General features: G+C 72.6%; 8 protein-coding genes. All 8 read left to right on the forward strand.

Going from position 1 to position 11,798, the window contains the following annotated elements; all coding sequences use genetic code 11:
* The first annotated feature begins 2 nt into the window (after window positions 1-2).
* From icmH to ACGTN6_RS01415, 8 genes are read left to right on the forward strand one after another with little or no spacing between them, the layout of a single operon-like run.
* Window positions 3-815 carry a type IVB secretion system protein IcmH/DotU gene (gene icmH / locus ACGTN6_RS01380; RefSeq protein ID WP_394589437.1) on the forward strand — a complete coding sequence of 271 codons (813 nt, stop codon included), beginning with the start codon at window positions 3-5 and terminating at the stop codon, window positions 813-815.
* A 50-nt stretch (window positions 816-865) separates the two neighbouring features.
* A complete protein-coding gene (gene tssH / locus ACGTN6_RS01385) occupies window positions 866-3,580 on the forward strand; it encodes a type VI secretion system ATPase TssH (RefSeq protein WP_394589438.1) in 2,715 nt (904 codons plus the stop codon).
* A 1-nt stretch (window position 3,581) separates the two neighbouring features.
* Window positions 3,582-5,156 carry a sigma-54 interaction domain-containing protein gene (locus ACGTN6_RS01390; RefSeq protein ID WP_394589439.1) on the forward strand — a complete coding sequence of 525 codons (1,575 nt, stop codon included), beginning with the start codon at window positions 3,582-3,584 and terminating at the stop codon, window positions 5,154-5,156.
* The gene (gene vasI / locus ACGTN6_RS01395) at window positions 5,153-5,830 is read left to right on the forward strand and encodes a type VI secretion system-associated protein VasI (protein ID WP_183388945.1); all 678 of its coding nucleotides are present in this window, start codon (window positions 5,153-5,155) and stop codon (window positions 5,828-5,830) included. Before ACGTN6_RS01390 ends, vasI begins: the two co-directional genes overlap by 4 nt.
* 11 nt (window positions 5,831-5,841) lie before the next feature.
* Complete coding sequence (tssA, locus tag ACGTN6_RS01400; protein WP_394589440.1) at window positions 5,842-7,290, forward strand: type VI secretion system protein TssA; 1,449 nt, start codon at window positions 5,842-5,844, stop codon at window positions 7,288-7,290.
* A gap of 46 nt (window positions 7,291-7,336) precedes the next feature.
* Window positions 7,337-10,990 carry a type VI secretion system membrane subunit TssM gene (gene tssM / locus ACGTN6_RS01405; RefSeq protein ID WP_394589441.1) on the forward strand — a complete coding sequence of 1,218 codons (3,654 nt, stop codon included), beginning with the start codon at window positions 7,337-7,339 and terminating at the stop codon, window positions 10,988-10,990.
* Window positions 10,974-11,588, forward strand: a complete 615-nt coding sequence (locus tag ACGTN6_RS01410) for a GNAT family N-acetyltransferase (RefSeq protein ID WP_394589442.1) — start codon at window positions 10,974-10,976, stop codon at window positions 11,586-11,588. Before tssM ends, ACGTN6_RS01410 begins: the two co-directional genes overlap by 17 nt.
* 30 nt (window positions 11,589-11,618) lie before the next feature.
* Window positions 11,619-11,798 (forward strand): hypothetical protein, encoded by a 180-nt coding sequence (locus tag ACGTN6_RS01415; RefSeq protein WP_394589443.1) that lies wholly within the window; start codon window positions 11,619-11,621, stop codon window positions 11,796-11,798.

The raw sequence follows: 11,798 nt of genomic DNA on the forward strand, positions 1-11,798 counted from the left end.
CCATGAACGAACTCGCCACCCGCGACGACGCTCGTCGCCACGAGGACAGCATCGACGTCCAGGGCCTGGAGCGGTTGATCCACAGCCACGCCAACCACCTGGACGCCGATGAGGACTACTGGTTCCGGCTGCGCGGCCACAACCTCAACCCGCTGGTGGATGCCGCCAGCTCGCTGCTGGGGATGGTGGTGCGGGTCCGTCAGCTCGACCGTCTCGACGACATCGAGCGGCTCTACCGCCAGGTGGTCGACGAGATCGCCGCCATCGAGGTCGAGCTCACCGAGCAGGGCTACGACCGGCCGACCCTGCTGGCCTACCGCTACGTGCTGTGCTCGTTCATCGACGAGGCGGTGATGGGCACCGACTGGGGCCAGCAGAGCCAGTGGGCCGGACACTCGCTGCTGGCGCGCTTCCACAACGAGACCTGGGGCGGCGAGAAGGTGTTCTCGATCCTCGCCAGGCTGCGCCAGGAACCGCGCCGCTACCGCGACCTGCTGGCCTTCATCTACCTGTGCCTGTGCCTGGGCTTCGAGGGGCGCTACAAGGTCATGCCCCATGGACGCGAGGAGTACGAGCAGGTGCTGCGCGAGCTCGGCGACCAGCTGGTGGCCCTCGACGAACCCGGCGAGGAGGGCCTGACCCATCCGCTGGACAACGTGCTCGCCGCCGGTCGCCGCCAGGGCGACGGCCTGCCGCTGTGGGGCATCTTCGCGCTGTTCGCGCTGGCCATGGCGCTGGTCTACGCCGGCTTCTCACTGTCGCTGGAGGAGCAGGCCGACCAGGTCGGTCTGCTGCTGGAACGCATCATCGACTAGCCGCCGGGCGGCTCGAACCACCGCTTGCTTACGATATCGAGGGAGAGACCATGCTCAGGGTAGAGCTACCGGCACTGATCGGCCGACTGAACGCCATCGCCCGCCAAGCACTGGAAGGGGCCGCCACGCTGTGCGCCGAGCAGCAGGCCGCCGAGGTGGGCGTCTCCCACCTGCTGCTGGCCGGCCTCGACCAGCCGCTGTGTGACCTGCGGGTGCTGCTCGACGCCGAAGCGATCGAGCCCGAGGCGCTGCGCCGTGCGCTCACCGAGGACGCCCGGCCGCCCCGCGACCTGGAGGTGGCCACGCCGAGCTTCTCGCCGCTGCTGGTCGAGCTGCTGCAGGACGCCTGGCTGCTGGCCAGCACCGAGCTCGAGCATCGCGAGCTGCGCACCGGGGTGATCTTCACCGCCCTGTTGCACCATGCGGGGCGCTACCTGGGGCCGCGCGGCGAGCGGCTGCTGGCCAGCATCAACCGCGAGCGGCTGCGTCGCGACTTCGCGCGGCTCACCCGCGAGTCCGCCGAGACCGCCGATCCCGAGGGCGAGCGCCCGGCCCCCGCGCGGGGCACCGCCGGCGACGACAGCGCGCTGGCGCGCTTCGCCACCTCGCTGACCGGGCAGGCCCGCCGCGGAGAGCTCGACCCGGTGCTGTGCCGCGACCCCGAGATCGACCAGATGCTCGATATCCTCGGCCGCCGGCGCAAGAACAATCCCATCGTGGTGGGCGACGCCGGGGTCGGCAAGAGCGCCGTGGTGGAGGGCCTGGCCGCGCGCATCGTCGAGGGCCGGGTCCCTGCGGCGCTTTCCGGCGTGGAGCTGGTGTCGCTGGACCTCGGTGCCCTGCAGGCCGGGGCCTCGGTCAAGGGCGAGTTCGAGAAACGCTTGAAGGCGGTGATCGAGGAGGTCAAGGACGCCGCCGTGCCGACGCTGCTGTTCATCGACGAGGCCCACACCCTGATCGGCGCCGGCAACCCGGAGGGCGGCGCCGATGCCGCCAACCTGCTCAAGCCGGCGCTGGCCCGCGGCGAGCTGCGCACCATCGGCGCCACCACCTGGCGCGAGTACAAGAAGCACATCGAGAAGGACCCGGCGCTGTCGCGGCGCTTCCAGCCGGTCGCCTTGGGCGAGCCGAGCGTCGAGCAGGCGCTGGTGATCCTGCGCGGCCTGCGCGACGTCTACGAGTCGACCCACGGCGTGCTGATCGGCGACAGCGGCCTGCGCGCCGCCGCCGAGCTCTCGGCCCGCTACCTGGCCGGACGCCAGTTGCCCGACAAGGCCATCGACGTGCTCGACACCGCCGGTACTCGCCTTGCCCAGGCCCTGGACACGCCGCCGCGCCGGCTCAGCCACCTGATGAGCGAGCAGCTGGCCGCCCGGCGCGAGCACGAGCAGCTCGAGCGCGAGGCGCTGCTCGGCCGCCATCCCGACGCCGCCCACCGCGACGCCCTGGCCGAGCGCCTGGCCCGGCTGGACGAAGAGCGCGAGACGCTGGAGGCCGCCTGGCGCGAGCAGCGCGAGTGCGTCGACGCCATCCTGACCCTGCATCGCGAGCTGCTCGATGGCGCGCAAGACGACGCGCGCGACGGCGAGACAGAAGGCGAGACAGAAGGCGAGACAGAAGGCGAGACAGAAGGCGAGACAGAAGGCGAGACAGAAGGGGAGAACGAGGGCGGCGAGAGCGCCGACCAGGCGCGCACCCGGCGCACGGCCGCGCTGGCCGAGCACGAGGCGCGGCTCACCGAGCTGCAGCACGAGTTCGCGCTGGTCAACGCCAGCGTCGAGGAGGCCCAGATCGCCCAGGTGATCGGCGACTGGACCGGCGTGCCGGTGGAGCGCATGACCCGCGACGAGCTGGCGCGCCTCACCGAGCTGCCGGAGGAGCTGGGCCGGCTGATCAAGGGCCAGGACCTGGCCATCGAGCGCCTGCACCGCCACTTGCTCACCGCCCGCGCCGACCTGCGCCGCCCCGGGCGCCCGCTGGGCGCCTTCCTGCTGGTCGGCCCCAGCGGCGTGGGCAAGACCGAGACCGTGGTGCAGATCGCCGAGAGCCTTTACGGCGGCCGCCAGTTCCTCACCACCATCAACATGTCCGAGTACCAGGAGAAGCACACCGTCTCGCGGCTGATCGGCTCGCCGCCCGGCTACGTGGGCTTCGGCGAGGGCGGCCTGTTGACCGAGGCGATCCGCCAGCGGCCCTACTCGGTGGTGCTGCTCGACGAGGTCGAGAAGGCCCACCCGGACGTGCTCAACCTGTTCTACCAGGCCTTCGACAAGGGCGAGCTGGCCGATGGGGAAGGGCGCGCCATCGACTGTCGCAATGTGCTGTTCTTCATGACCTCGAACCTGGGCTATGACGCCATCGTGCGCCACGCCGACGACCGCGAGGCGATGGACGCGGCGCTCTACCCGGTGCTGGCCGACTTCTTCAAGCCGGCGCTGCTGGCGCGCATGGAAGTGGTGCCCTACCTGCCGCTGTCCCGCGAGATCCTCCACGACATCGTCGGCGCCAAGCTCGAGACCCTGGCCGGACGCATCCGCGACCGCCATCGCCAGGCCGAGGTGACGCTGTCGCCGACGCTGGCCGAGGCCATCTGTGCCCGCGCCACGCGCAGCGAGAACGGCGCGCGGATGCTCGAGTCGGTGATCGACGGCGAGCTGCTGCCGCCGGTGTCCCGGGCGCTGCTCGAGCGCCTGGCGCGCCGCGAGCCGGTAAGCCGCGTCGCGCTCGGCGCCGACGAGCACGGCTTCACCGCGGAGGTGGACTGAAGTGAGCGTCGACGGCGTGCTCGACGTGGCCCACGGCGAGGCCCCGGCGCTGGCCGGCATGGCCGAGGCGCTGCGGCTGGTCGAGGGCCACTCGCCTGCCGAACTGCGCCAGCGCGGCCTCGCGCTGCTGCGCGAGCGGCTGGGCGTGGCCTGGGCACGCTGCCTGTTCCTGGATGCCAGCGGCCGCTGGCTGGGCGAGGACGGCGACGACGCTTGGCTTGCCTGCGACGATTTTCGTCACCCCTATGCCCATGCCATCCGCGGCGGGAAGCCGCTCGTGCTGGGCCTCGGCGAGGCCCGCATCCGGCTGGATCACGAGGCGTTCCAGGCGGCCATCGCCGGGCTGCCCGCGGCCTGGCGCCTGGCGGTGCGCCCGCTGCGGGCCCAGGACGGCAAGCGCGAGTGGCTCGGCGCGCTGGCCTTCGCAGGCCCCGCCGAGCGCGTCGAGGCGCTGAGCGAGTGCGACGACTTCCTGGCCTTCGAGTCGCTGCTGTGTCGCCTGTGGGCCTGGCTGGCTCGCCAGCACGACGAGCGCCGCGACCAGGCGCGGCTGCGCGACTCCCTGGCCGAGCTCAACGACGGCGCGCGCCGGCGCACGCTCGGCGAACGCCTCGCCCAGCGCATTCTCGGCGAGTCGCCGGCCATCCGTGCGCTGCGCGACCAGCTGGTGCGTGCCGCCGAGACCCATCTGGCGGTGCTGCTGCAGGGCGAGACCGGCACTGGCAAGGAGCTGGTGGCGCGGGGCATCCACGAGGTCTCGGCGCGCCACGAGGCCCCCTTCATGGCGATCAACTGCGCGGCGATTCCCGAAAGCCTGCTCGAGGCCGAGCTGTTCGGCCACGTGAAGGGCGCCTTCTCCGGCGCCGAACGCAGCCGCGAGGGGCTGTTCGGCGAGGCCGACGGCGGCACCCTGTTTCTCGACGAGATCGGCGACATGCCGCTGGCGCTGCAGGCCAAGCTGCTGCGCGTGCTGGAGTCGGGCTGCTATCGCCCGCTGGGCGGCGACCACGAGCGTCGGGTCGACCTGCGCCTGGTGGCGGCCACCCATCAGCCGCTGCACCGGCGCATCCGCGAAGGCGACTTCCGGGCCGATCTCTATTACCGGCTCGGCCAGTTCCCGCTCACGCTGCCCGCGCTGCGCGAGCGGCGCGAGGACATCCCCGCGCTGGCCCAGTCCTTCGTCGATGACTTCTGCCGGCGTGAAGGCCGCGAGGACATCGGCCTCGGCCGCGCCACGCTGCGCGCGCTCGCCGAGCGTGACTTTCCCGGCAATGTGCGCGAGCTCAGGAACCTCGTCGACTACGCCTGCGCCATGACCCGCGACGGCGAGGACATCGCGCCCGAGGCGCTGCCCGTCGCCGGGACGGCGCCGTTCGGCGACAACGATGAGGCGCCCGGCGCCGGTCACGAGGAGATCTTCGACCTGCGCCGGGCGCTGCGCGACTACGAGGCGACGCTGATCCGCCAGCGCCTGGCCCGCTTCGACGGCAATCGCACCCTGGCCGCCGAGAGCCTGGGCCTGCCCAAGCGGACCCTGGCCCACAAGTGCCGACAGCTGCAACTGGATAGCCCATGAACACCACAGACCTTTTCTCCGGTTCGCGCGCCCCGCGGCGCCGACTGGCCGGCCTGGCCCTGCTGCTGGCCGCCGGGCTGTCGCCGGCTCCGGCTCTGGCCCAAGACCAGGACAGCCGCCTGCAGGCGGCCGAGGCCTGCGCCGAGCAGCCCTCTCGGCTGGGACGGCTCGAGTGCTACGACGGCCTGTTTCGCGATCGCCCCGTGTCGGCCGACGCATCGGCCACGCGTTCGACGCTGTGGCAGGCGGTCGCCGACCAGGAGACCGAGCGCGGCCCCGACGATGTCGGCGTGCTGGTGCGCGAGAGCCCCGACCGGGTGCTGATGAGCGCCCCGGCGCTGGGCACGCTGCCGCCGCGTCCGTTGCTGGTGATCAGCTGCGACGACGCCATCACCCGCTTCCAGCTCCATCTGCACGAGCCCATCGAGGCCACGCGGGCGCCGCTCAGGCTGCGCGGCGACGGCGTGACCCTCGACCAGACCTGGCGGGCGCTCGACGACGGCCACGTGGTCAGCGGCGGGCGGGGACTGCCGGCCATCGGCACCCTGAAGCGCCTGCTGGGCGGCGAGAGTCTGGAACTTGGCAGCGAGCTGCCCGCCATCGATGGGCTGCGCTTCGATCTCGACGGCTGGCGCGCGGCGATCGAGCCGCTGCGCACCATGTGTCGCTGGTAGCGAGGAGGATCATGCGTATCACCCAGCCCCCCCAGCTCGAGCCGCTGCTCGCGCCCCTCGCCGAGGGCGTCGGCGTCCCGGTCGCCGACCACGAGGACTACGACTGGCTCGACGAGCAGATGATGAAGGTCGGCTCGCTGCAGCACGGCGAGGTCGACTGGAGCGGCGCCGAGACCCGCGCCGCGCGGCTGCTCGCCGAGACCGGCAAGGATCTCAAGGTACTCGGCCACTTGCTGCACTGCCTGCAGCACGACGCCGACCCGGCGCGCTTCGCACTGTCGCTGTCGCTGCTGGCCGGCGCGCTGGACGCCTGGTGGGAGGACGCCTATCCCTTCGCCGGGCCGCGCGGCAAGCGGGCGCGCCCCAAGCTGTTCCAGCAGTTCGCCCAGCGGGCGCTGAGCCTGGCCGGCGCGCTGGACTTCCTGGGCGCCGCCGAGGAGCACCAGGCCTGCCGCGAGGCGCTGGCGCGGCTGCGCGACCGGGCCGCAGGCCATGAACTGCCGGACGAGCCGCTGGCGGAGCTGGCGCGGCTGTTCGAGAAGTCTGCGCCCTCGCCCTCGGCCTCGGCACCGGCGCCGTCGACCCGCTCCGAGGCAACCGCCACCGCCAGCGCCGGCGGTACGACCACCGGGCCATCCGCCGGCGAGGCAGAGCCCGCCGCGCCCCGGGCGCCGGAGGCGCGGCTCGAGTCCGGCAACGAGCGGGGCAATCGCCAGGCGCTGCTCAAGATGGCCGACTTTCTCAACGAACAGTCGCCCGGCGAGGCGCTCGGCTACCGGCTGCGGCGCCATGCGGTCTGGCATGCCATCCAGGGCCTGCCGATGACCCGCGACGGCCAGCGCACCGAGCTGGCACCGGTGTCCGCCGACCGGGTCGCGGAATATCGCGAGGCCGCTGCGGGCCGGCCGACGGCGGAGGACTGGCGGCGCATCGAGAACAGCCTGGCGCTCGCCCCCTACTGGCTCGAGGGCCATCGGCTGAGCGCCGAGGTGGCCCGCCGGCTCGAGCATCCGCGCTGCGCCGAGGCGATCCGCGACGAGGCCGCGCGCTTCGTCGAGCGGATGCCGGGCATCGAGGCGCTGACCTTCAGCGACGGCACCGCCTTCCTCGATGGCGCCACCCAGGGCTGGCTGGCGGACGTGGCCGGCCCCGGGGCGCCGGCGGCGCCCATGGGCGGCGGCGATCCCTGGCAGGCCGGCCTGGACACGGCCCGGGAACGGCTCGCCGAGGAGGGGCTGGCGCCGGCGCTGGCGGTGCTCGACCAGGGGCTGGCGGCGGCGGCGTCGCCCCGCGAGGGTGTCTACTGGCGCCTGGCCAGCGCCGACCTGCTGCACGAGGCCGGTCTCGCCGCGCTGGCCCGGCAGCACTATCAAGCATTGCAGGATGCCGTGGCGAATCTCGCGCTGGAAGGCTGGGAGCCGGCGCTGCCGGCTCGCCTCGCGGCGGCGCTCGAGGCATGACACACGGCGATCCGACGGAATCGACAGGGACGAGGGAGCAAGGCTCATGTGGAAACAAGTGAAGGCCGGGCTGAGCCGCTGGGTGCCGGGCATGTCCCGGGCGGAAAGCCAGCTCAACCAGGCACGCGGACACGCCAACAAGGCCAAGGGCCTGAAGCGCCTTGGCGCCTGGCTGTGGGGGCTGGCGGCGATCGCCTTGCTGGTGGCGATCTGGTGGCTGGGGCCGCAGTGGCAGGCCTTCGGCGGCCGCCCGCTGGGGCCCTGGGTCAACCGCCTGCTGGCCAGCCTGGCGCTGGCCGGCGTGGTGGCGGTGGTATGGGGCATTCGCCTGGCGCGGCGGCTGCGTGCCATCGACGAGGAACGCCTCCACGACGAGCAGCGCCTGCAGGACCCGGTGATCGCCCAGCTCGAGCGCCAGGAGGAAAGCCTCGACGCCACCCTGCATGAGCTCACCGACAGCCTCGGTGGCGGCGCCAACGCCCGCTACAAGCTGCCCTGGTACCTGGTGATGGGCGTCGAGAACGCCGGCAAGACCAGCCTGGTCAACCGCTCGGGGCAGAACTTTGCCCTGACCCACGTGATGAAGGCCTCCGGCCAGGGCAAGCGCGGCCGGCTGGGCTTCGACTGGTGGATCGGCGACAAGGCGGTGCTGATCGATCCCGACGGCGAGCTGCTGACCCAGGGCGCCCTGCAGGGCGGCGAACCGGCGGAGCTGGAGAGCCGGCTGTGGGATCACTTCGTCGACTGGCTGGAGCGCCACCGCGCGCGCCGGCCACTGGACGGCGTGGTACTGGTGCTCGATCTGGCGCGGCTCAGCGACGCCGAGGTGGCGGTGCGCAAGGCCTACGCCTCGCTGCTGCGCGCCCGGCTGCGCGAGCTGATGGAACGCCACGGCAGCCGGCTGCCGGTCTACGTCACCTTCAGCAAGATGGACCTGCTGCACGGCTTCGACGACTTCTTCCGCCACTACTCGCGAGCCGCCCGGCGGGCGCCGCTCGGCTTCACCTTCTCCGCTGCGTCCCTCGAACGCCCCGGGCGATGGGAGGAGGAGTTCGCCGAGGCCTATGACGGCATGCTGGAACGGCTCAACCAGACGCTGCCGAGCCTGCTCGCCGAGTGCCGCGACCGAGACGAACGCGAGGCGGTGTTCCGCTTCGTGCGCCAGCTCGCCGGGCTGCGCGACGTGCTGCTGGGCTTCCTCGGCGAGGCGCTGTCCAGCGACCGCTTCTCCACCGCAGCGCTGGTCCGCGGCGCCTACTTCACCTCGGTCTACCAGCAGGGCGTGCCGGAGGATCCCTTCGTCGACGCCGCGGCGCGCCGCTACGGCATGACCGACGGCGTACAGCCGGCCCACCGGGCTACCCGCTCGGCGCTCTATTTCACCGAGGAACTGTTCGAGCGCATCATCTATCCGGAATCGGGGCTGGCCGGCGACAACGCCCGGGCGGCGCGCCGCCGGCACCGGATACATCGCGCCAGCGCCCTGGCCTGCCTGTTCGTCGGCGCGGCCCTGGTCGGCGGCTGGTATCACTTCTACGAGAAGAACACCCAGGCCCTGGCCGCGGTGGAGGACAAGGCCGAGGCCTTCCTCGCCGTGCGCCCGGGCAACTGGCAGAGCGACGATCCCACCGGCTACGCGCTGCTCGAGCCGCTGGACCGCCTGCTCGGCGCCACCCAGGAGTTCGGCGACTATCGCTCGCGGCCCTGGCTGCTGGCCGACATGGGGCTCTACCAGGGCCACGAGCTGGGCGTCGAGGTCGACAACGCCTACCTGCGCCTGCTCGAGCAGCAGTTCCTGCCGGCGCTGATGATCGGCATCATGGATGAGATGAACCGCGCGCCGGAGGGCAGCAACCGGAAGCTGGCGCTGCTGCGCATCCTGCGCATGATGGCCGACCCCAGCGGTCGTCAGCCCCAGCGCGTCCACGACTTCATGGAGGATCGCTGGCAGGAGGCCTTCCCGGGCCGCGGCGACGTCCAGCGTCGGCTGCTCGGTCATCTCGACTACGCCCTGGCCTACACCGACCTGTCGGGCCACGCCGCGGCCGGGCAGGCCGGCGCCCGCCAGGCCATGGCGCCGCTCGAGGGCAGCATCGACGCCGCCCAGCGGGAGCTCGCCCGCCAGCCCATGGCCGAGCGCGTCTACGCCTCGCTCAAGGCCGGCATGGCGCGGCGCAGCGCCGCCCAGCTGGACCTGCGCTCGAGCGTCGGCTCGTCCTTCAGCCTGGTGTTCATGGCCCGCAACGACGAGGCCGAGCGGGTGCGCATCCCGGCGCTGCTGACCCGCAACGGCTTCGAGGGCTACTTCCTCGACCAGCTGGATCAGGCCACCGAGCTGGCGCTGATCGATACCTGGGTGCTCGGCCAGCGCGACGACATCGACTTCAGCGACGCCGATCGTCGCCGCCTGCAGGATGCCCTGCGCGAGCGCTACATCAGCGACTATCACGTCACCTGGCGCGAGGCCCTGGCCGACATTCGCCTGGTGCCGCTGCCCGATCTGCATCAGGCGGTGGTAGTGGCCGACGGCCTGCTCGGCGCCAGCCGCCCGCTGGACCGGCTGCTTGGCGAGGTGGCCGAGCAGACCCGGCTCTACCCGGAGCTGCCGGCCGACGACGAGGCCGCCCGCCAGGCCCTGCAGCAGTCGCCGCGCTATCGGCTGGCCAGCGAGATCGAGCGCCACTTCGCCGCGCTCAACGAGCTCGGCGAGGCACGCGGCGACAATCCCTCCAACCTCGACGAGATCAAGGCCGCCATCGGTGACCTGCGCGATTACCTGCGCCAGGTCGACGAGGCCAGCGACCGCGGCCAGCGGGCCTTCCTGCTGGCCCGCGACCGCCTCTCCCTGCAGGGCGAGGACCCCATCGCCAGGCTCCAGCGCATCGCCGAGGATACCCCGGCACCGGTGGGGGGCATGCTCGAGAGCCTGGCCGACCAGAGCTGGCAGCTGCTGATCGGCAGTGCGATTCGCCATCTGGAAAGCCAGTGGATGGATGAGGTGGTAGTGCCCTTCCAGCAGCGCCTGGCCGGCCGCTATCCGCTGGCGCCCCAGGCCTCCCGCGAGGTGGCGCTGGCCGACTTCGAGGCCTTCTTCGCCCCGGACGGCACCCTGGACGCCTTCTACCAGCGCAACCTCAAGCCGTTCATCGAGGGTGCGCCGGAGGCCCTGCGCAACGCCGAGGGCGACTCGCTGCTGCGCCAGGGCGTGCTCGACGCCGTGCAGCGCGCCGAGCGCATCCGCGAGGCCTACCTCAGCCGCGACGGCGTGCTCGACGTGCCCTTCAGCCTGGAGCCGCTGAGCCTCAGCGCCGACAAGCGCCGCGGGGTGATCAGCGTCGACGGCCAGTTGATCGACTACGCCCACGGCGCCAGCCGCCGGGTGCCGATGATCTGGCCTAACGGCCTGCGCGACACCAACGAGAGCCGGGTCACCCTGGTGCCGAGCGAGGTCAACCGCTCGCCGCGCACCCTGCGCCGCGACGGCCCCTGGGCCTGGTTCCGTCTGCTCGACGAGGCCCAGCTCACCGGTGCCGGCGAGAGTGAGCTGGAGCTCAGCTTCGAGGTCGACGGCGGCAGCATGCGCTATCGGCTGGTCGCCGACGGGCCGCGCAATCCCTTCACCCGGTCGCTGGTGGCGGGCTTCCGCCTGCCCACGGCCCTCTACGCCGAAGGAGGGCAGGACGATGCTGGCGACGCTTAAGCGCTGGCTGGGCGCGGCATCGGCCGAGCCCGCCAAGGGAGACAGCGGTGAATCGGTGCCGGAGGACGTGCCGCCGGCACTGGTGGCCGCCGGCGAGGAAGACATCGCGCTGCTGCTCGAGGCCGCCCGGCGCGCCGAGGGGGAGGGGCTCTCTCCCTGGGTGCTGCGCGACGAGGCGCGCCTGGAGACCCTGCGCCGTTCGCTGGAGTTCGTGGTGCACCGCGGCCTCTGGCTGCAGCGCGAGGCCGGCGAGGTGGCGCACTGGCAGGGCCGGCTGCTGGCGCTGCGCCACGGCGAGGGGCCGGTGCTCGGCATGCTGCTGGTGTGCCGGCGCGACGACGAGGCCGCTTGGCAGCTGCGCTTCTTCTTCATCGCCCCGGAGTGGCAGGGCCGTGGCCACGGCGCCCGGCTGCTGCTGGCCGCCCGCCGCGAGCTGCAGGGCACGCCGCTCAAGACCCGGCTGCCGCTGGCGGGGGCGGCGCCGGCCAGCCTGGAAGCGGCCGGCTTCCGGCGCATGCACGTGGACGCCGGTGGCGTGGCCAGCTTCGAGGCGCCCGTACAGTGGAACGATCAACGCCAACGCACGCGCGGCGCCTGAACGGCGCCCGCATCGGCAGGAGGACGACGCATGGGACGCAAGTTCGTATGGCTGGGGGATCTCGGCACCGATCACGAGGGCATTCCCCCCACGCCGGTGATGGCCGGCAGCCCGACGACGATGGTCGACGGCAAGCCGATGGTGCTCACCGGCCATGCCGTGAACGGCGGCGGCGTGGTGATCGGCAGCGCCAGCGGGGAGGGCAACTGA

Source organism: Halomonas sp. B23F22_20 (assembly GCF_043496985.1).
Taxonomy (GTDB): domain Bacteria; phylum Pseudomonadota; class Gammaproteobacteria; order Pseudomonadales; family Halomonadaceae; genus Halomonas.